Annotated in this window: 24 protein-coding genes and 1 riboswitch; of the genes, 14 read left to right on the top strand and 10 right to left on the bottom strand. The window is 69.5% G+C overall.

The features are described 5' to 3' along the window. Window positions 1-326: 326 nt before the first annotated feature. From DDF67_RS17815 to DDF67_RS17800, 5 genes are all read right to left on the bottom strand, one after another. Entirely contained in the window at window positions 327-509 is a 183-nt protein-coding gene (locus DDF67_RS17815) for a DUF3606 domain-containing protein (protein ID WP_109102243.1), read from the bottom strand. After that, the gene (locus DDF67_RS25790) at window positions 509-679 is read right to left on the bottom strand and encodes a hypothetical protein (protein ID WP_199229268.1); all 171 of its coding nucleotides are present in this window, start codon (window positions 677-679) and stop codon (window positions 509-511) included. The genes DDF67_RS17815 and DDF67_RS25790 overlap by 1 nt, the downstream gene beginning before the upstream one ends. A gap of 180 nt (window positions 680-859) precedes the next feature. Next, window positions 860-2,020, bottom strand: a complete 1,161-nt coding sequence (locus tag DDF67_RS17810) for a glutathionylspermidine synthase family protein (RefSeq protein WP_109102187.1) — start codon at window positions 2,018-2,020, stop codon at window positions 860-862. Between the two features lie 9 nt (window positions 2,021-2,029). Further along, on the bottom strand, window positions 2,030-2,764 hold the full coding sequence (locus DDF67_RS17805; protein ID WP_109102186.1) for a PspA/IM30 family protein: 735 nt from the start codon (window positions 2,762-2,764) through the stop codon (window positions 2,030-2,032). A gap of 31 nt (window positions 2,765-2,795) precedes the next feature. Beyond that, on the bottom strand, window positions 2,796-3,236 hold the full coding sequence (locus DDF67_RS17800) for a YjfI family protein (protein WP_058347287.1): 441 nt from the start codon (window positions 3,234-3,236) through the stop codon (window positions 2,796-2,798). Between the two features lie 144 nt (window positions 3,237-3,380). On the opposite strand from DDF67_RS17800, the gene DDF67_RS17795 reads away from it, so the two are divergent. Genes DDF67_RS17795 through DDF67_RS25580 form a run of 4 tightly spaced genes read left to right on the top strand, consistent with a single transcriptional unit; the run spans window position 3,381 to window position 5,311 of the window. Beyond that, window positions 3,381-4,019 (top strand): DUF2491 family protein, encoded by a 639-nt coding sequence (locus DDF67_RS17795; RefSeq protein WP_109102185.1) that lies wholly within the window; start codon window positions 3,381-3,383, stop codon window positions 4,017-4,019. 25 nt (window positions 4,020-4,044) lie between these two features. Next, a complete protein-coding gene (locus tag DDF67_RS17790; RefSeq protein ID WP_109102184.1) occupies window positions 4,045-4,458 on the top strand; it encodes a DUF350 domain-containing protein in 414 nt (137 codons plus the stop codon). Between the two features lie 8 nt (window positions 4,459-4,466). After that, window positions 4,467-5,111 carry a DUF1190 domain-containing protein gene (locus DDF67_RS17785; protein WP_109102183.1) on the top strand — a complete coding sequence of 215 codons (645 nt, stop codon included), beginning with the start codon at window positions 4,467-4,469 and terminating at the stop codon, window positions 5,109-5,111. A gap of 59 nt (window positions 5,112-5,170) precedes the next feature. Then, a complete protein-coding gene (locus tag DDF67_RS25580; RefSeq protein WP_158278068.1) occupies window positions 5,171-5,311 on the top strand; it encodes a hypothetical protein in 141 nt (46 codons plus the stop codon). On the opposite strand, the gene DDF67_RS17780 is transcribed toward DDF67_RS25580, so the two are convergent. Together DDF67_RS17780 and cobU are read right to left on the bottom strand one after the other, a co-directional pair. Then, window positions 5,296-5,652, bottom strand: coding sequence for a response regulator (locus DDF67_RS17780; protein ID WP_109102182.1), 357 nt, complete (start codon window positions 5,650-5,652; stop codon window positions 5,296-5,298). The two genes, DDF67_RS25580 and DDF67_RS17780, sit on opposite strands and share 16 nt — an antisense overlap. Before the next feature lie 120 nt (window positions 5,653-5,772). After that, the gene (gene cobU, locus DDF67_RS17775) at window positions 5,773-6,288 is read right to left on the bottom strand and encodes a bifunctional adenosylcobinamide kinase/adenosylcobinamide-phosphate guanylyltransferase (RefSeq protein ID WP_109102181.1); all 516 of its coding nucleotides are present in this window, start codon (window positions 6,286-6,288) and stop codon (window positions 5,773-5,775) included. A 40-nt stretch (window positions 6,289-6,328) separates the two neighbouring features. After that, window positions 6,329-6,529: riboswitch (cobalamin riboswitch) on the top strand. A gap of 110 nt (window positions 6,530-6,639) precedes the next feature. Here cobU and DDF67_RS17770 point away from each other — a divergent pair. Genes DDF67_RS17770 through DDF67_RS17725 form a run of 10 tightly spaced genes read left to right on the top strand, consistent with a single transcriptional unit; the run spans window position 6,640 to window position 16,010 of the window. Continuing rightward, the gene (locus tag DDF67_RS17770) at window positions 6,640-8,550 is read left to right on the top strand and encodes a TonB-dependent receptor plug domain-containing protein (RefSeq protein ID WP_109102180.1); all 1,911 of its coding nucleotides are present in this window, start codon (window positions 6,640-6,642) and stop codon (window positions 8,548-8,550) included. After that, the gene (cobD, locus tag DDF67_RS17765; protein ID WP_109102179.1) at window positions 8,550-9,536 is read left to right on the top strand and encodes a threonine-phosphate decarboxylase CobD; all 987 of its coding nucleotides are present in this window, start codon (window positions 8,550-8,552) and stop codon (window positions 9,534-9,536) included. The genes DDF67_RS17770 and cobD overlap by 1 nt, the downstream gene beginning before the upstream one ends. Next, window positions 9,533-10,141 (top strand): cob(I)yrinic acid a,c-diamide adenosyltransferase, encoded by a 609-nt coding sequence (gene cobO, locus DDF67_RS17760; RefSeq protein WP_109102178.1) that lies wholly within the window; start codon window positions 9,533-9,535, stop codon window positions 10,139-10,141. Before cobD ends, cobO begins: the two co-directional genes overlap by 4 nt. 47 nt (window positions 10,142-10,188) lie before the next feature. Continuing rightward, window positions 10,189-11,007, top strand: coding sequence for an ABC transporter substrate-binding protein (locus tag DDF67_RS17755; RefSeq protein ID WP_109102242.1), 819 nt, complete (start codon window positions 10,189-10,191; stop codon window positions 11,005-11,007). After that, a complete protein-coding gene (locus DDF67_RS17750) occupies window positions 11,004-11,990 on the top strand; it encodes a FecCD family ABC transporter permease (RefSeq protein ID WP_109102177.1) in 987 nt (328 codons plus the stop codon). The genes DDF67_RS17755 and DDF67_RS17750 overlap by 4 nt, the downstream gene beginning before the upstream one ends. After that, the gene (locus DDF67_RS17745; RefSeq protein WP_109102176.1) at window positions 11,987-12,784 is read left to right on the top strand and encodes an ABC transporter ATP-binding protein; all 798 of its coding nucleotides are present in this window, start codon (window positions 11,987-11,989) and stop codon (window positions 12,782-12,784) included. The genes DDF67_RS17750 and DDF67_RS17745 overlap by 4 nt, the downstream gene beginning before the upstream one ends. Beyond that, window positions 12,777-13,733, top strand: coding sequence for an adenosylcobinamide-phosphate synthase CbiB (cbiB, locus tag DDF67_RS17740; RefSeq protein ID WP_109102241.1), 957 nt, complete (start codon window positions 12,777-12,779; stop codon window positions 13,731-13,733). The genes DDF67_RS17745 and cbiB overlap by 8 nt, the downstream gene beginning before the upstream one ends. Next, the gene (gene cobT / locus DDF67_RS17735) at window positions 13,730-14,755 is read left to right on the top strand and encodes a nicotinate-nucleotide--dimethylbenzimidazole phosphoribosyltransferase (protein WP_199229267.1); all 1,026 of its coding nucleotides are present in this window, start codon (window positions 13,730-13,732) and stop codon (window positions 14,753-14,755) included. The genes cbiB and cobT overlap by 4 nt, the downstream gene beginning before the upstream one ends. Beyond that, complete coding sequence (gene cobS / locus DDF67_RS17730; RefSeq protein ID WP_233247691.1) at window positions 14,752-15,510, top strand: adenosylcobinamide-GDP ribazoletransferase; 759 nt, start codon at window positions 14,752-14,754, stop codon at window positions 15,508-15,510. The genes cobT and cobS overlap by 4 nt, the downstream gene beginning before the upstream one ends. Next, window positions 15,507-16,010 carry a tyrosine phosphatase family protein gene (locus tag DDF67_RS17725; protein WP_109102175.1) on the top strand — a complete coding sequence of 168 codons (504 nt, stop codon included), beginning with the start codon at window positions 15,507-15,509 and terminating at the stop codon, window positions 16,008-16,010. The genes cobS and DDF67_RS17725 overlap by 4 nt, the downstream gene beginning before the upstream one ends. On the opposite strand, the gene DDF67_RS17720 is transcribed toward DDF67_RS17725, so the two are convergent. The 3 genes from DDF67_RS17720 to DDF67_RS17710 all read right to left on the bottom strand — a co-directional run. Further along, window positions 16,004-16,999 (bottom strand): Csu type fimbrial protein, encoded by a 996-nt coding sequence (locus tag DDF67_RS17720; protein WP_109102174.1) that lies wholly within the window; start codon window positions 16,997-16,999, stop codon window positions 16,004-16,006. The two genes, DDF67_RS17725 and DDF67_RS17720, sit on opposite strands and share 7 nt — an antisense overlap. After that, window positions 16,974-18,752: a fimbria/pilus outer membrane usher protein gene (locus DDF67_RS17715; RefSeq protein ID WP_109102173.1), complete on the bottom strand. Its 1,779-nt coding sequence runs from the start codon at window positions 18,750-18,752 to the stop codon at window positions 16,974-16,976. Before DDF67_RS17715 ends, DDF67_RS17720 begins: the two co-directional genes overlap by 26 nt. Before the next feature lie 125 nt (window positions 18,753-18,877). Then, on the bottom strand, window positions 18,878-19,230 hold a 353-nt coding region (locus DDF67_RS17710), incomplete at its 5' end, for an integrase core domain-containing protein (RefSeq protein ID WP_146198051.1).

Raw genomic sequence — 19,230 nt, 5'->3', positions numbered from 1 at the left:
GTGAAGAAAGGCCGCGCCCTCTACCGGGGTCGTCTCGCCCTGGAACAGCCCCGCGAAATCTGAATCTCGCAGTGCAATATCCGTGGCCTCCCTAGCATTTTGGCCAAGAACGCGTCCACATGTGCGTTGCGTTCCCGCAGATTTGCCAAGAATTCAGCAAATCATTGCTATGACAACGTTGTCTTGATCGCAGTTTGACAGCACGCGCCATTTCAAAGGCACGAAACGTCGCCACACGGAGAATAGCAGCGCTTTGCGGGGACTGGTCGAAGGCCACCCCAGGACGCTCGAAATGACAATGATCGCACAGCGAACGGAACGACCGCTCAGCGCTTCTTGCCAAGCTCGGCGGCGATGTCCTTGGTCATCCGGCCAACCTTGCGGTGGGCGGTGGTGATCTGGTCGCGGGTCACACCCCAGCGCTTCATCCAGTATTCGACGGCCTGGCGCTCGGAGAGATCGAGGCGATCCTTGTCGATGAAGCCACGCTTGTCCTTGAGACCGGCCATCAGCAGTTCCACGGCTTGGTGGAGCCGGCCGCCTTGCGGTTGGCCTGCTCGCGTTGAAAGCGACCGCCGCGCGGCGGCTTGGGCTTGGCGGCCAACGCCGCCTGCTTGATGCGCAGGGCCCGCTGGATCGGGGTTTCGCCGGGCGGGCCGTCGTCCTGGGAGTCGCTCATGGGCTGGAGCCTAGCACGGGCTTCGCCCTCCCCCCACATCCGTAAAACCCCCGCGAAGGCGGGGGCCTAGGCTTTTTCTGAAACGCGGGGCGCTCTACGATAAAACACCTGGGTCCCCGCTTTCGCGGGGATTTTACGGGAGAGAGAGCAGGCAAGATCGATCCAACGAGATCGATAGCGTCAACCCTCGATGATGTGCGGCACGAAGCGGGCGAGGTTCTTGGTGACTTGGCTGTCGTCCTCGCGAATGCCCATGCCCACGGGCTCGGCCCCGACGATCCAGGCGCCCACCACCGGATGCCTGCCATCGAAGCTGGGCGGCGGGTGGAAGGCCTGGACGATCGCGCCCTCGGCTCCGTAGCCCTGGTCGAGCACCGGCTCGGCGGCCGCGCCGACGATCTCGACATTGGCGCCCTCGCGCGAGAACAGCGGCTTGCGCACATAGTTCGCGCCCAGCGCCGAGGCGGCCGGATCGCTTTCGAAATAGGCCTCAAGCAGGTTGGGGTGACCCTTGTGGCGCTCCCACAGCAGCGGGAGGATCGCCTTATTGGACAGGATCGCCTTCCACGGCGGCTCCAGCCAGCGCACCTTGGCCGTGGCCAGGTTGGCCGCGTAGGGCTCGCGCAGCATGTCCTCCCACGGATAGAGCTTGAACGCCGCCTGCAGCAGATAGCCGTCGGTGTCGACGAACTGGCCCTCCTCGTTGAGGCCGATGGCGTTCATGGCCACGAACTTGGGATCCAGGCCCGCCTGGGCGGCGAGGTCTTCCAGGAACCGCACCGTCTGGCGATCCTCGACCGCCTCGTCGTCGCTGGCGAAATGCACGAAGCCGCCGGTCGGGAACAGCAGCTTGAAGCGATCGCGCATCGCCTCGAACAGGCTGTTGAACTGATCGGTCCCTGGGGGGAGAGCCCCCTGCCCCAGCAGGTCCTCCAGCCACAGCCACTGGAAGGTCGCCGCCTCGAACAGGCTGGTGGGGGTGTCGGCGTTGTATTCGTAGAGCTTGGGCGGGCTTGATCCGTCGTAGCCGAAGTCGAAGCGGCCGTAGAGCGAGGGTTCCTTGGCGCGCCAGGAGGCGGCGACGAAGTCCCAGTGCTCGCGCGGGATGGACAGCTTTTCGAGGATTTCCTCGCTGGCCGCCGCCTCGTCAACGAGGTCGAGACACAGGTCATGAAGCTCGGCGGCGGCCGGCTCCAAATCCTCCTCGATCTCGCGCAGGGTGAAGGCGTACGCCGTCCCCTCGTCCCAATAGGCCTGTCCGCCGGTGTGATGGTAGACGAAGCCAACGGCCTCGGCCTTCTCGCGCCAGTCGGCGCGAGGGGTCAGGGTAAGACGACGCACGCTTGGTCCTTATTCGGGCTTCGAGCCGTCGGCGGCCTTGTCCTCGATCTGCAGCGGGGCGGGCTGCGGCGCGAGGCGCGCCAGAATGTCGTCGGCCGACGACTGGCCTGGAAGGATGCCGGCCACGCGCAGCTTCTCGTCGAGATCCGCGCCGGTACGGCGGTCTTCCAGCTCGCCGGCGGCCTTGATCTTCTCGCCGCGGACCATCTGGCGCTCCTTGATCCGCGCCAGGCTGTCGGCGGCCGAGCCCAGCGAAGCGCCGGCGCCCGCGCCACGGGCGGTGACGGCTTCCTGCGCCTTCTGGACGGACTCGTTGACCTTCACGACCTCGACCTCGCGCTTGAGCGTGTCGATGCGGCGGTCGGTGGCGGCGATGGCCTGGTGCAGCTGGTCCTCGGCCTCGCGCATGGAGCCGATCTGCGGCTCCTTCAGCGAGATCTCGCTCTCGATGTCGGCGATGCGCTGGGCCACCTGGCGGGCCAGGTCCATGTCGCCCTTGGTGACGGCGGCGCGGGCGGAGTTCTCGTACTTGGCCACCTGCTCGCGCAGGCTCTTGACGTCGTTCTCCTGGATGCGGCGACGGGCGACCAGGGTGGCGAGGTTGTCGCGCGCCTTGGCCTGGGCCGCGTCGGCGTCGCGAATCTCCTGGTCGAGAATGCGGATGGCGTTGGCGTCGACGACGGCGGACGTGGCTTCGTGGGCGCCGGCGCGACCCAGGGTGAAAAGCTTGCGCCAGATGGACATCGGAAGGCTCCGGGAAATTCTTAGGTTTGGGTCAGGCGGCGGCGGAGGAGAACGAAGTGCGCAGGTCGGAAGCCACTTCGATGGCGTTCTCGGCCAGGGTGCGCAGTTCGATCAGGATGTCCTCGATCGAGGTGGTGGTCGAGAGCTCGCCGAACAGTTCGTAGTAGTCGCGGCCGCCGACGACGCAGATGCCGAAGTTCGACAGCGGCACCAGCTTCTGGGCCTTGAGCAGGAACTCGTTGAAGGCGTGGCGGTCTTCCTGTTCGTCGACCGGCCACAGCAGGGCCGAAGCCGCGACCTGCTGGTCGCTGACGCTGATGTAGATCTCCAGGTCGCCGTGCCAGTGCATGGTGGCCAGCAGGATTTCGTCGGCGCCTTCCAGGATGCCGACGGTGATCTCGTCGGCGCCGCGTCCGGGCGCTTCGTCCAGGGCCGCCTTCAGCGAGCGGACAGTCCAGGGCGTCTGACTCATCGGGTCGTGATCCTCTTCAACGGGCCATCTTGGCCGTGTTCATACAAGATGGGAGGCCGAACGCCAGCCGTCGAGAGCGAGCGTCGCCCCTTTTACAGCGCAGGCTGGCGCCGTACATGAGGGGCAGTATCGCAGGGACCCGCCATGTTCAGTCGCTTATTCGGCCGCAAGGAACCCGCCCCGGAGTCGGCTCTGCCCGCCATCCGCAACGTGACGCTGGGCCGAACCGTGTGGCTGGACCCGCTGGCGTGGAAGCGGTTCGGAAGCGACACCAAGTTCCCGCTTGACCGCGACACGCTGGAAATCACCGCCCAGGGCCTGGTGGACCTGAAGGACGGCGGCTTCGTGCATCGGTTCTATACCGACGACCACGTGATGTTTCAGGCCGTGTCGGACGACCGCGCCGGCCAGCGCCTGACCGACGTGACGATCTTCGTGCCCTGGGACAGCGCCTATCCAGGCGGCCGCACCGACCGCGACGCCTGGGGCAAGCGCCTGCGCGCCCGCAGCTTCAACGCCGCCGGCCTGCCCGAGTATCAGCGCTTCTGGTTCGGCGACGAAGCCGAAAGCCAGGACCCCGTGACCTTCTGGGAAGAACTGCACGACGACCGCGACGGCGTGCCCGACCGCAAGATCTTTCAGACCTGCATGCTGTTCGCCCGCGACCTGCCCGGCGAGGGCCGCGAACTGCTGCTGGCCATCGAGATGGAGACCGAAGACCGCGAGGTCTCGTTCGAAACCATGATCGGCATGCCGCTCGAAGTGGGCGAATTCCGCGCCTAAGCCACCTTACAGGGGGATATTCTAGATGTTCGACGTCCAAGCCTTCGGCGAGAGCGCCCTGGCCTTCCTGGTGGCCTTCGTCGCCGCCGGCCTGTTCACCGTGGTGTTCAAGGTCATCTACCAGGCGGTGACGCCGTATGACGAAGCCAAGCTGATCCGCGAAGGCAACGTCGCCGCGGCCATCGCCCTGGGCGGCGCGGTGGTCGGCTACGTGCTGCCGCTGGCTTCGGCGCTCAGCCACACCGTCAGCCTGATGGAATTCGCCGCCTGGGCGCTCCTGGCTGGCGTTATCCAGATCGCCGCCTTCACCCTGGTGCGCTTCACCGTGCTCAAGGACCTGATCGAGCGGATTGAGAAGAACGAACTGGCCGCCGGCGTCTATCTTGCGTCGATCTCGCTGGCCGTCGGCCTGCTCAACGCCGCCTGCATGACCTCGTGAGGCCGAGCATGAACGCGATTATTCCCCAGGCCGCCCCCAAACGCCGCAAGCGCTCCGGCGCCGTGGCCCTGACCGGCCTGATGGCCGGCACGGCCTTCACCCTGGTCGCGTGCGACGATCCCGGCTCGGCCACGCAGTGGGGCGACGATCCGCCGGCGGCGGTCTCGGGCCAGAAGGTCGACGCCTCCAGCTTCGCCAGTCTGGACGAGTGCAAGGCCTCGGGCGACTTCACCGCCGACCAGTGCCAGAGCGCCTATGACGAGGCCCAGAAGGCCAGCGCCGAGAACGCCCCGAAGTATTCCGACCGGCAGAGCTGCGAGGAGCGCTACGGCGTCGACCAGTGCGTGCCGCGCAGCCAGGCCAATGGCGGCAGCTTCTTCACCCCGCTGCTGACCGGCTTCATCATCGGCCAGGCGCTCAACAACATGGGCGGCGGCTATCGCGGCGCGCCGATGTATCGCGACCGCGACGGCACGTACTACAGCGGCTCGGGTTATCCGGTGTCGCGCGACTACCTCTCCGGCCGCAGCCGGGTGCGTCGCGACAGCTTCGACGCGCCCTCGCGCTACGAGGCGCCGGCCCGCGTGCAGAGCCGCAGCAGCGTCATCTCGCGCGGCGGCTTCGGCGGCGGTTCGCGCGGCTTCGGCGGCTAGAGGGAACTGAAGTCCGGGCGTCTCGCGTTGGTCTGTCGTAGACCACGCGAGACGACCGCATGACCGACAAGACCATCACCGGCGTTCCCCATCCGCGCTGGTGGCAACGCCATCCCACCCTGGCGTTCTGCGCGGCCTGGGTCGTTGGATTGGGCGTGGTCGCGACGCTGCTGGCGCTGGGCCTTCAGGCCGCGGCCTGAACGTTCCGGTGCTGCATCGCGCGCACCGCATTCAGCAGGCGCGCCGGAGTGATCGGCTTTTCGAGCCACATGTCCGGTTCGACCTTCAGCACGCGCGGATCGCTGGCCGACACCATCAACACCGGCACGTTGCGATCTTCCACCGCACGGATCAGCTCGGCCCCCGTCATGCGCGGCATCGAATTGTCGGTGATCAGCAGGTCGGGCGCGAAGGCGTCGAAGGCGTCCAGCGCCTCACGGCCGTCGCGGCTCCAGAGAACCTCGAAGCCCGCGTCCTCCAGCAGCATCTCGTAGACGCCGCCGAGGAGAATGTCGTCTTCCGCAATAAGGATACGTCGCATGGCCAGCCCCAGCCCTGTCGAATGTGTGAACAGGTCTTAACCATGCTGGGACACCCGGTGTCAGCGTGCGCAATCGTCGCATTTCCCGAAGTTGAGCAACCGGCGGCCGAGTCGCGCGGCTCACTTCATCCGCAGGCTTAGCCCGGCTGCGACCAGGTGCACGGCGTCGGCGGCCGCCGCCAGGGCCTGATGCAGCCGGCCGGCCTCGTCGCGAAACCTGCGGGCCAAGGCGTTGTCGGGCACGACGCCCCAGCCGACCTCGTTGGAGACCAGCCACAGCTCGCCGTCGAAACCGGCGACTGCGTCGATCAGGCGGGCGGCGGCGGACGAAAGGTCGCACTCGGCCAGCAACTGATTGGTCAGCCAGAGGGTGAGGCAGTCGACGACCGCCACGGCCCCCGGCGGCAGGCCGCGCAGGGCCGCAACGAGGTCCATGGGCGCCTCGACCGTCGTCCAGGCCTGCCCCCGGTCGGCCTGGTGACGCGCGATGCGCTCTTCCATCTCGGCGTCGAAGGCCTGGGCGGTGACGATCATCACCGGCGTGACGCCGCGCGATCCGGCGACGATCTCGGCGGCCCCTTGCGCGAAGGCGCTCTTGCCGGAACGGGCCCCGCCCAGGACCAGAGTGACTGACAAGGCGTGGACCTCCAGATTGACGGTGTGCGGCGCACCATATAGTGCAGCTCACGCGATAGGTTCCTCCGAAAGAGGATGAAAAGGGAACTCGGGTGCGAAACCTGGGCTGCCCCCGCAACTGTAAGCGGCGAGTTCGCGCGTCACATGCCACTGGGGCTGTTCTTCGGAAAAGACCTGGGAAGGCGACGCCCAGCGACGATGACCCGCGAGCCAGGAGACCTGCCTGTCGTTGTCGTTTTTCGTCCGGCCGGGGTGCGCCGTACGATCGGGTTCTTCCCCGCATGACGACGCCTGGTCCGGGCGTGTTCCTCGCTGGAGCACGCTCCTTCTTGTCGCGCACGGAGGAACGACATGCGCCTTGTTTCCCTGCTGGCCCTCGCGGCCGCAGTTCCTGCCCTCGCCCTGCCCGCCTACGCCATGGCCGACGACGCCGCGACGGTCGACCAGATCGTGGTCACCGCCGGCCGTGAACCGGAAAAGCTGTCGGAAGTCTCGACCAGCATGACCGTCATCGATGCCGAAGCGTTGAAGAAGTCCCAGGCCGTCGTAGTCTCCGACCTGCTTTCGCGCACCGTGGGCGTCACCGTCACCCGCAACGGCGGCGTTGGCGGCTCGACCCAACTGCGCATCCGCGGCGCCGAGACCGACCAGACCGTGGTGCTGATCGACGGCGTCAAGCTGAACGACCCGTCCTCGACGGGCGGCGGCTACAACTTCGCCACCCTGCTGGCCGGCAACATCAACCGCATCGAAGTGCTGCGCGGCTCGCAGTCGACCCTGTGGGGCAGCCAGGCGATCGGCGGCGTGGTCAACATGATCACCGCCGTGCCGACCGGCCCGCTGGGCGCCACGGTCTCGGCCGAGGCCGGCTCGCGCGACACCGCCTACGGCCACGCCGCCGTCAGCACCGGCGGCGACTGGGGCGGCTTCCGCCTGGCCGGCGCCTACTACACCACCGATGGCGTCTCGGCCTTCGGTAAGTCTTATGGCGGCAAGGAGAAGGACGGCTATCGCAACGCCGCCATCAGCAGCCGCCTGGACCTCAACGTCACCGACTGGGCCGCCGTTGACCTGCGCGCGTCCTACGCCGCCGCCAAGAACGAGTTCGACGGCTTCCCCGCCCCGCTGTTCGCCTTCGCCGACAGCCCTGAATACGGCAAGACCAAGGAGCTGGTCTCCTACGCCGGCGTGCGCCTGAGCGCCTTCGACGGCGCGCTGAAGAACCGCCTCGGCTATGGCTACACCCAGACCGACCGCGACAACTTCGATCCCAGCTCGACCGTGCCGAGGACCTTCGACGCGCGCGGCACCAACAGCCGCTTCGAGTACCAGGGCACCTGGACGATCAGCGAGGCCCTGCGCGCCACCTTCGGCGCCGAGACCGAGCGCTCGTGGTTCCGCACCGCCTCGCCGTCTACCTTCGATCCCAACCCGACGCCCGACCGTCACGCGGCCAGTACCGACAGCCTGTACCTGCAGCTGCAGGCCAAGCCGATCGCGGGCCTGACCCTGACCGGCGGCGTTCGCCAGGAAGACCACTCGGCCTTCGGCGACGCCACCGTCTACCAGGCCGGCGCCACCTACTCGCCGAACGACGGCGTGACGGTGTTCCGCGCCAACTACGGCGAAGGCTTCAAGGCTCCGTCGCTGTACCAACTCTACAGCATCTACGGCGACGACACCCTGAAGCCCGAAGAGTCCGAGAGCGTCGATCTGGGCGTCGAGCACAGCGTGCTGAACGGCCGCGTGCGCGCCGGCGTGACCTGGTTCCATCGCGACATCACCAACCAGATCGACTATGTTTCGAACAACAACCCGCCGAACTACGGCGGCTACGCCAACTTCGCCAAGACCGAGACCAGCGGCGTGGAGCTGGAAGCCACGATCGAGGTGACCTCGGCCCTGCAGGTGAGCGCCAACTACACCAACATGGACGCCATCAACCGGTCGGCCACCAATAACGGCAAGCGCCTCCCGCGCCGCCCGAGCGAGACGGCCAACCTCAACGCCGACTACGACTGGACCAACGGCCTGACCACGGGCGTCTCGGTTCAGTACGTGGGCGAAAGCTACGACAACGTCACCAACGCCCGTCGCCTGAAGAGCTACGCCCTGTTCGACCTGCGCGCAGCCTATCCGGTCAACGAGCAGTTCGAGGTGTTCGGCCGCGTCGAGAACCTCTTCGACAAGGAATACCAGACCATCTACCGCTACGGCTCTGTGGGCCGCGGCTTCTTCGCCGGCGTGCGGGCGAAGTTCTGATGAGCGGCGCGCCGTCGTCCCTCTCCGGACACGGCGGCCGCCTGGCGGCGGCGCGGGCGCGTTTTCCTGACGCGCCCGCGCCGTGGCTCGACCTGTCGACGGGGATCAATCCCCGCCCCTATCCGGTTCCGCCCCAGGCCTTCGAGGACTGGGGCAGCCTGCCAGATCCGGACAATCTGGCCAGGCTCGAAGCGGTCGCAGCCCGGGCCTTCGGCGTCGACGATCCGGCTCGGGTCGTCGCCATGCCCGGCAGCGAAACCGCCATCCGGCTGCTGCCAAAGATCCTGCCGCGCGGGCGCGTGAGCCTGCCGCTGCCCACCTATTCCAGCCATGCCCACGCCTGGCGCCGCGCCGGCTCAGAACTGGTCGCCGATCCGTCCCAGGCCGACGTCTGCGTGGTGGTGAACCCCAACAATCCCGATGGCCGCAGCCTGAAGCCCGAGGCGGTGCTGGCGCTGGGCCAGCGCGGCGCGGTCGTCGACGAAGCCTTCGTCGAGTGCGAACCGTCGCTGTCGGTGGCCCGCTTCGCTGGCGCGCCCGGCCACGAGCGGCTGGTGGTGCTGCGCTCGTTCGGCAAGTTCTACGGTCTGGCCGGCCTTCGGCTGGGCTTTGTCATCGCCCGCCCGGCCCTGGCGCGCCGCCTGCGCGACACGCTTGGCGAATGGCCGCTTTCGGCTCCTGCCCTGGCCACGGGCCTGGCGGCCTATCCCGACACCGCCTGGGCCGACGCCACGCGCGCCAGCCTGACCGACGCCGCCGCGCGACTGGACGCCCTGCTGGCCGGCGCAGGCTACGAGATCATGGGCGGGACTAGCCTGTTCCGGCTGGTCCAAGCCGCCGACGCCATGCAACGCTTCGAGGCCCTGGCGCGCGCCGGGGTCCTCACTCGCCCCTTCGACCACGACGCAGGCCTGCTACGTTTCGGCCTGCCCGGATCCGACGCCCAATGGGCGCGACTGGCCGCCGCCCTGGAGACCGCCCGATGAGCGAAGAGACCGCCAACGCCGAGCACGCCGAAGCCATGCGCGCCCTCAAGGCCGAGCGCGAAGAGCTGATGAAAACCAAGACGCTCGAGAAGGGCCTGCTGCTGGTCCACACGGGCGACGGCAAGGGCAAGTCGTCGGCTGGTTTCGGCATGGTGGCCCGCTCGCTCGGCTGGGGCATGCAGGTGGGCGTGGTGCAGTTCATCAAGGGCAAGTGGAAGACCGGCGAGCGCCTGTTCTTCAGCCGCTTTCCCGACCAGGTGCGCTATCGCGTGATGGGCGAGGGCTTCACCTGGGACACCCAGGACCGCGAGCGCGACATCGCCGCCGCCAGGGCCGCCTGGGAAGAGTCCAAGGCGATGATCGCCGACCCGGCGCTCGACTTCGTGCTGCTGGACGAGATCAACATCGCCCTGCGCTACGACTATCTCGACATCGACGAGGTGGTCGAGGTGCTGAAGGCCCGCCCCAACGACAAGCATGTCTGCCTGACCGGTCGCAACGCCAAGCCACAGCTGCTTGAGATCGCTGATCTGGTCACCGAGATGACCCTGGTCAAGCACCCCTTCGAGCAGGGCTTCAAGGCTCAGCGCGGGGTCGAGTTTTGACGCCGCTCAGCCGTCGCGGGGCGATCGGCGCCGGTCTGAGCGCGAGCTTGGCCGCAGGCCTTACGGCGGGCTCGGCCAGGGCCGCGGCGCGGAAACCGCGCATCGTCTCGCTGAACCCTTGCCTGGACGGCGTGCTGGTCGAGGTGGCCGATCGCGACCAGATCGCGGCGCTGAGCCACTACGCCCGCGATCCGCAACAGTCGAGCATCGCCGAGCGCGCCAAGACCTATCCGATCACCTACGAGAGCGCCGAGGAGGTTATCGCGCTGCGGCCCGACGTCGTGCTGAGCGCCGCCCACTCCTCGCCCGCCACCCGGGCGGCCCTGAAGCGCCTGGGCGTGCGCGCCGAGCTCTTCAAGGTGCCCAACAGCTGGGTCGAGAACCAGGCCGACATTCGCCGCATCGCCGACGCCGCCGGCCACCCCGAACGCGGCGAGGCGCTGATCGCACGCATCGACCGGGCGCTGGCCGCCTCGGCCCCGCCGCGGGGGTCCAAGCCCCTGGAGGCGCTGGTGTTCCAGCCCAACGGCTTCGCGGCAGGCGAAGGCACGCTGGTCGACGAGATGATGAAGCGCGCCGGTTTCGTGAACGTCGCCAGCCGCTATGGCCTGAAGAAGTGGGGCAACGTCTCGCTGGAGAGGCTGCTGGACGATCCGCCGCAGGTACTGCTGGCCGGCCAGGCGCGACCCGACGCCCCGACCTGGGCCGAACGCATGCTCAACCACCCCGCCCTGACTAGCGTGAGCCATCGCATGACCCGGGCGGTCTTTCCCGAACGGCTGCTCTATTGCGGCGGCCCTACCCTGATCGACACCGCCGCTACCCTGGCGGCCGCCCGCCGCCAAGTGCTGAAGGCCCACGCATGAGCCATTCCCGACGTTCCTGGCTGCTGATCGGCGGTCTCCTGCTGGCCATAACCATATTGTTCGGCCTGTCGCTGATGAGCGGCCGGGTCTGGGCGCCTTGGAGCGCCTGGGTCGACCGGGCCGATCCGCGCTGGGCGATCATCTTCGAGCTGCGTCTGCCACGCACCGTGCTGGCGGTGGCCATCGGGGCGGCGCTGGGAATGTCGGGCGCGGCCATGCAGGGCTACACCCGCAACCCGCTGGCCGACCCCGGCGTACTGGGCGTGTCGTCCATGGCCGCCCTGGGCGCGGTGATGAGCCTCTATCTGGGCCTGGCCTTCACCGCGACCTGGCTGCTGCCGGCCTGCGCGATCCTGGGCGCGGGCCTGGGCGTCGTGCTGATGCTGGCCTTGGCCGGCACGACTGGCGGCGCCGTGACCTTCCTGCTGGCCGGTGTGATCCTCAACACCGTGGCCAGCGCCGGCGTGGCCCTGGCCCTGTCGCTGGCCCCCAATCCGTGGGCGGCGCAGGAGATCATCAGCTGGCTGCTCGGCTCGCTGGCCGACCGCAGCGTCGAGGAGGTGCGGCTGGCCGTGCCGCTGATCGCGGTGGGGCTGGCCATACTGCTGACCCTGCGCAAGTCGCTGGACGCTTTGACCCTGGGCGAGACGGGCGCGACGGCCCTGGGCGTCAACCTCTCGGCCGTGCGAGTGATCCTGGCGGTGGGCGTGGGGATCGCCTCGGGCGCCAGCGTGGCGGTGACGGGCCTGATCGGCTTCGTCGGCCTGATCGCCCCGCACCTCGTGCGCCCTCTGGTCGGACACCGGCCGGGCGCCCTGCTCATTCCCTCGGCCCTGGCCGGCTCGGTCCTGGTGCTGGCGGCCGACATCGTCGTGCGGCTGACGCCCTCGGCCGCTGAGATGCGGCTGGGCGTGGCCACCGCCGCCGTCGGCGGGCCGTTTTTCCTGGCTCTCCTGATCTCCATGCGCCGGAGGCTCGCATGACCGCCGCCATTCTCTCCAGCGCCACGCTTAGCGCCGAGAACCTGTCCGTCTCGCTAGGCGGCCGCCCGGTGCTGCATGGCGTCAGCGCGACCTTCAAGGCTGGCGAGGTCACGGCCGTGGTCGGTCCCAACGGCGCGGGCAAGTCGACCCTGCTGGCCTGCCTGGCGGGCTTGCGCAGGCCCGATGCGGGGGGCGTCAGCCTGGAAGGCGCGCCGCTAGCCGCTCTGTCGCACCGCGAGCGGGCGAGGAAGATCGGTTTCCTGCCGCAGACACCGGAAGTGGCCTGGGCCGTTGACGTCGAGACCCTGGTGGGCCTGGGCCGCACGCCGCACAGCGGCATGCGGGGGCTCTCCGAAGCCGACCGGCTCGCCGTGGCCCGCGCGCTCAAGCACACCGACCTGGAAGGCCTCGCCCGCCGCGAGGTGAAGAGCCTGTCGGGCGGCGAGCGCGGCCGGGCCCTGTTCGCCCGGGTGCTGGCCGGCGAGCCGAACTGGCTGTTGGCCGACGAGCCGCTGGCGGGCCTGGATCCCGGCCACCAGTTGGACGCGGTGGACCTGATGCGCGGCTTCGCCGCCCAGCCCGGCCAGGGCGTGGTCATGACCCTGCACGACCTGGCCATCGCCGCCCGGCTGGCCGACCGGGTGCTGGTTCTGGTCGACGGCAAGCTGATCGCCGACGGACCGCCACGCGAGGCCCTGACGCCGGACGTGCTGGCCCACGCCTATGGAGTCACGGCAAGAGTGGTCGAGGGCCAGTCCGGCCCGTTGATCGAACTTGTGGGACGCCATGGCTGAACCGCTGCTGCTCGCGCCTCCGCTGGCCCTCGTGATCGAGGCCCTGGCGGGCTATCCGCAGGGCCTGCACAAGGCAGTGCCGCATCCGGTGACCTGGATCGGCAAGGCGATCGAGGCGATGGAGCGGCGGTGGAACCGGCCCGAGGCGACCGAGGTCCGCCGCAAGGAACTGGGCATCGTCACGGTGGCGATCCTGATCGGGGCGGCGATCCTGATCGGCAGCCTGCTGGAGGCGGCTTTCGACAGCGGCCTTCTGGCGACGCTGGTCGTCGCATTGCTGGCCACTTTGGGCCTGGCCCAGCGCAGCCTGCACCAGCACGTGATGGCGGTGCTCGACCCGCTGGAGGCAGGCGACCTGCCCGCGGCTCGCGCGGCGGTCAGCCTGATCGTCGGGCGCGACGTGGACGACCTGGATCTGCACGGCGTCACCGCGGCGGCGCTGGAGAGCCTGGCCGAAAGCTTCAACGACGGCGTCGTGGCCCCGGCCTCGTGGCTCACCCTGTTCGGCCTGCCCGGCCTCTTCGCCTACAAGGCGGTGAACACCGCCGACAGCCAGATCGGCCACATGGAGCCGCGCTGGCGAGCGTTCGGCTGGGCGGCGGCCAGGACCGACGACGTGATGAACTGGGTTCCCGCGCGGCTGGCGGGCCTGCTGATCTGCCTGGGCGCCGGCTGGCAGGGCTGGGCGGTCATGCGCCGTGACGCCCGCAAGCACGCCTCGCCTAACGCCGGCTGGCCCGAGGCGGCCATGGCCGGCGCCTTGGGCGTGAAGCTGGGCGGTCCGGCCCGCTATGACGGCGAGACGACCGATCGCCCGAGCTTCGGCGATGGCCGCGCGCCCGACCTCACTGACCTGCGCCGAGGCCTTCGCATCTATCGCCGCGCCTGCGCCCTGCTGTGGCTGCTGGTCACCCTGCTGTGCCTGGGCGGCTGGAGACTGACCCAATGACCTTCGCGCCCCCGCCGATCGCCGCCGTCGACCGCACGCTGGAGCCCAAGCTCCGCGCCATGCTGGACGGCAAGGCCAAGCCGCCGGGGTCGCTGGGCAGGATCGAGGACCTGGCCGTACGTCTGGGCCTGATCGCGAACGACCTGGCGCCCCGCGCCGAGCGCGCCGCGCTGCTGGTGTTTGCGGGCGACCATGGCCTGACGCAGGAAGGCGTCTCCAGCTATCCGTCGAGCGTCACCGTGGCGATGGTCGGCCTGTTTCTGTCGGGACGCTCCAGCGTCAACGCCTTCGCCCGGGCGACGGACGTATCTGTTAAGGTGGTTGACGCCGGCGTCGCCGCCGATCTGCCGGCCCATCCCGACCTGATCGACGCCAAGGTGCGCCTGGGGGCCCGCAACGCCGCCCGCGAGCCCGCCCTGACGCGGCAGGAGACACATCTGGCCCTGACGCGCGGCATCGAGATCGCTGGCCGAGCTCTCGACGAAGCCGACGTTCTGGCCATCGGCGAGATGGGCATCGGCAACAGCTCGGCCGCCGCCCTCGTCATGCATCGCCTGGCGCCGGCGCCGCTGGACGCCTGCGTGGGCCAGGGAACCGGGCATGACGCCGAAGGCCTGGCCCGCAAGGCCGCCGCCATCGCTCGCGCCGCCGCCCGCAGCGACGCCGAAGACCCTTTCTCGGTGCTGGCCGAGTTTGGCGGCTGCGAGATCGCGATGATGGCCGGCGCGGTGCTGGGCGCGGCCGCCCGGCGGCGTCCGGTGCTGGTCGACGGCTTCATCGCCACCGCCGCGGCCCTGGCGGCCGTACGCCTGGCGCCCCAAGCCCTGGACTACTGCGTCTTCGCCCATGCCTCTGCCGAGAAGGGCCACGCGGCGATGCTGACGGCCCTGGGCGCCGAACCGCTGCTCGACCTTGGCCTGCGGCTGGGCGAAGGCACCGGCTCGGTGCTGGCCGCGCCGCTTCTGGCGGCGGCGGCCAGCCTCCTGACCGAAGTAGCCGACCTGGCCGACGTGCTGGGATGATCGGTCGCCAGGTCCAGTTGCTGCTCTGCGCGGTGCAGTTCCTGACCCGGCTGCCCACCCCGCCCCTGCGCGGCTTCGAGCCGGACTGGATCACCCGATCGGCGCGTTACTTCCCGCTGGTCGGCCTGCTGATCGGCGGAATCTGCGCGCTGGCCCTGCTGGCGGCCGGACATGTCTGGAGTGGCTGGGTTCCGGCTCTGCTGGCGCTGGGCGCGGGCCTGCTGCTGACGGGCGGCTTCCACGAGGACGGCCTGGCCGACAGCGCCGACGGCCTGGGCGGCGGCTTGAACCGTGAGCGCCGCCTGGAGATCATGAAGGACAGCCGCGTCGGGACCTACGGCGTGCTGGCCCTGCTGGCGGTGCTGGGGACCAAGGCCGCGACCCTGGCCACGCTGACGCCGGCGAGTGCGGCGCTGGCCTTGTTCGTCGCTCACGGGATCGGCCGGGTCGCCGCGGTGGCGGCCATGGCCGCCCTGCCCCACGTCAGCAACCGTTCCGACGCCAAGTACAAGCCCGCCCCCGACGGCGTGAAGCTGGTCGAAGTGCTGATCGCGGCGCTGCTGGGCCTGTGGCCGCTGCTGCTGGCGCCGCCGTTGGGCGCACTTGCGGCCATAGGCCTCGCCGCTGCCCTTGCAGCGGCCATGGCCCTGCTGGCCCGGCGGCTGATAGGCGGCTATGTCGGCGACGTGCTGGGCGCGATCGAGCAACTGGCCGAGCTGGGCGCCTTGCTGGGCCTGGCGGCCGCGCTGGCATGATCCTGGCTGTCTGCCCGCTGAGCCGGCTGGACGCGCATCTGGCGGCGCACGGCCCTTCGCACGTGATCAGCCTGCTGTCGCCGACCGCCCAGGCGCCGGAGCTGGCCGACGTCGAGCGGCTGCATCTGGCCTTCCATGACATCGCCGAGCCGCGCGAGGACCTCGTGCCGCCCGGCGCGGCCATGATCGCCGACCTGCTGGCGTTCGCCGAGGGCTGGAACGGCGCGCGGCCGCTGCTCCTGCATTGCTACGCCGGCGTCAGCCGCTCAACGGCGGCGGCCTTCATCCTGGCCTGCCGACTGGCGCCCCAGCGAGACGAGGCCGATCTGGCGAAAACCCTGCGGACCCTGTCGCCCTCGGGCACGCCCAACCCGCTGATGGTCGCCCTGGCCGACGCGGCGCTAGACCGGAACGGCCGGATGATCGCCGCCGTCGCAGCCATCGGCCGAGGCGCAGACGCCTTTGAGGGCGAGGCCTTCGCCTGGAATCTGGATCAGTAGGTGACCGTGGCGATCACCTGGTCGCCATAGGTCCCCGGCGACGGCGTCGTCTGGGCCGGGACCCGGCCGTAGAGGGTGAGCGGCTGGGCGCCGCCGGTACCGCTGCCGCCGGTCGTCAGCCCTGCTCCCGTCCCCCAGGGCGAAGCCCGCGCCTCGTCCTTGTAGATGCCGTAGGTGACGTACTGACCGGCGGCCTTCATCCGGCGGGCGGTGGCCGAGGTTCCCTGCTGGCCGTTGTCGAGGCCGATAGCGTAGGGCGTGTCCTTGGTGCAGGTCACCGACATGCCCGTCTGGGCGTCCTTGGCGGCGCTGAGCACGCCGACGTTTCCGAAGTTCAGGTTGCCGGTCGAGATCGTGCAGTCGGGGATCAGGGTGGCGCTGAAGGTGAAGGTGGCTGGCACGACCGCATAGCCGATGGTCACCCCGGCGCAGGTGAGCAGGTTCAGGCCCCAGAAGAAGTTCTGGCCCACGAAGCTGGTCGAATAGGCGCCCGGAACGGTCGTCGTGGTCGTCGTCAGCCGCAGATAGACCGTCTGGTTGACGTTGATCGTAGTCCCCGTTCCTGGGCTGGCGGTGATGGTCGGCACGGTTCCGAACACCAGCAGGGCCGAAGACCCCCAAGGCTGGGTGCGGGCCGCGTCCTGGTAGACCTGGAAGGCCACGGTGGCGCCGCCGGGACCGGTCATGTAGCGCTGGCCCGCCCCGTTGCTGCCACCCGAACCCGCGTCGAGATTGGGACACAGCGAATAGCTCAGTAGCGATCCCAGGCCGGTGCAGCTGAAGTTGAGGTTGGCGGTGGCGTCCACCGTGCCGGCCGTCAGCGGGCTGAGGGTCGAGCCCAGGTTCACGCTGGAAACCGAGGCGGTGCAACTGGCGGCCGCCTGGGCCGAGGACGGCGCGCCCAGCCACACGAAAGTGGCGACAAGCAATCCGGCCAGCGCCATCAGGCGCAGGCGCCAAGGACTAACGGCAAACGGCGTCGACCACATGCCGGCCTCCTTCGCTGGCGGCCGCGCCCAGGACCAGGCGCGCGTTGCACTCCGCGCCGTCTTCGAGGACGACACGTAGGTCTCCGTCCTCGGTGACGCCGGTCAGGAAGGTCTGGCCGTCGTAGCCGACGATGGCCCGCTCGGCGACGCCGGCGCGGATAACCTCGGCCCCTGGCGGCACGAAGGCGCCGTCCGGCCGATGAAGGGTCAGCAGCACCGCCGGCGGGCTCTTGCCGACGCCGAAACGGACGATCGCGCCGCCGCCGGCCATCGGCGTGACTGTGCGCTCGGTCTGAGCCGCCTCGAGCTCCAGCGGCAGATCCTGGTTGTCGATCGACAGGCGGTTGACGTCGAAGGCCTCGAGGTTGCGCACCAGGAGGCGGCCGTTGCGGTCGCTGCGGCCGACCTTCTGGTTCCGGTAGAGCACCGGCACGCCCGGCGCCCCGACCTCCACCAGGGCGAACGAGCCCTCCAGGCGATTGGTGGTCGCGCTGACGCCGCCCAGCCAGGCCACAGCGCCCTCGACCTGCACCTGGCCACGCGTGGCCCCGTCGGCATATTGCACCGCGCCCGAAACCCGGGCGTTGCGGCCGCGATACGCGCCCTGCACCTCGGCCGCCTGCCGAGCGCCCTGCTCTATCCGTGCGCGCCAGCCATAGCTGCCGTCAGCCTGGGTCTCGGCGCGACTGGCCTCGACGAAGCCGAAGGTGTCGCCGCCCTGGGCCTGGACGCCGGCAGTCGCCGAGCCGGCCGCGCCCAGCGGAATGGAAATGCCGAAGAAGGCGCCGGCGTCGCGCCGCTCGCCACGGCTGGCATAGCCGGTGACGTAGGCGGTCACCCGATCGGCCAGGGTATGACGCAGCGAACCGCTCCAGACCTGGCGGCGCGGGCCGGCCGCCGGCGTCTGGGCGCTGTAGGAGACGCTGGCCACGGGCGCGTCGCCGCCCCGCATCAGCGGCGCCAGGCGCAGCGGGCTGGAGATCGTCACCTGGTGGATGGCGCGTGGCGGCTCGTCGCCGGCCATCTTCCAGTTGCGATAGAAAGACGGACGCGAGGTCACCGAGGCCAAATCGCGATAGCCCGCGGAGGCCCGCATGCTCATGCCGGAAATATAGAAGCCGGCGAAACGGCTGTCGAAGACCACGGCCGCCAGGGCGCCGCTGCGATCATCAACATGGCTGACCGCCGCCGAGGCCGAGACCACGCCCAGGCCGCCAAACTGCACGGTGGCTCCGCCACCGCCCTGCACCAGGCCCGCGCCGGCCTCGACGTGGCCCTCCAGGGTCAGGGCGTCGAGCACGCCGTAGCGCAGGCTGGCCGAGCCGATCACCGAACCGGCGTAGTCGGCCGACTCCACGCCAAAGCCGCGACGAGCGAAACCGGCCTCGGCGGAGAAGTCGGCCAAGCCCTTGCGCAGCAGCAGAGGCGTGGCGAAAAACGGCGCGTCCACCGCCACCTGGCGTCCGGCGGCGTCGGCCAGGACGAGACGCACGTTGATGTAGCCGTGGGCCGACGGCAGTCCGTCGATCCGGATCGGCCCAGCCCCCACCGGACGGCTGAGGATGCGGCTGTCATTGACATAGAGCTCCAGCGTCGAGGGCGCGGCGGCGGTGGCGGCCAGGCGCGGCGACGGCATGGTGACGATATCCGGACGAGTGGCGAAGTCGCGACGGATCTGGAAGCCGGCCATGCGGATCGGCCGCGTCCAGGCAAAACCGCCGTTGATGTAGTCGCCGCCACGCAGACCCAGCATTCGCCTAGGATCATACCAGGACCAGGTAGTGTCGAGGCGGACGATGCGGGTCTGGTCGCTGACGTGGCTGGCCGAGACGCTGCTGGCCAGGGTTCCGAAGCGGCCGAAGACGCGGCCGTCGAGCGCTAGCTGTCGTTTCCAAGAAGGTTGTTCGCCCGCTGCCAGGGCGTGAGGCCTTTGATGCCGGAGTGTGGACGCACGAGGTTGTAGGCGTCGGTCCAGGGCTTGATGGCCTTGGCCCGGTCGTCGGAGCAGGCGTAAGGCCGGCCATAGGCCCACTCCCTCAGGCTGGTCTGGATGAAGCGCTCGGCCTTGCCGTTGGTCCTGGGCGTGTAGGGCCTGGTGCGCACATGCCGGGCCCCGGCGTCTTGGAGGGCCTTTGCGAAGAGCTTGGAGCGATAGGCCGAGCCGTTGTCGGTCATGACCCGCTGGACGATGACGCCGTGGCGGGCGAGCCAGGCCAGGGCGCGCTCGAGGA

This window comes from Caulobacter endophyticus (genome assembly GCF_003116815.1).
Taxonomy (GTDB): Bacteria; Pseudomonadota; Alphaproteobacteria; order Caulobacterales; family Caulobacteraceae; genus Caulobacter; species Caulobacter endophyticus.
The sequence above is the reverse complement of the archived record's forward strand: the minus strand, read 5'-3'. Positions and strand labels throughout refer to the sequence as shown.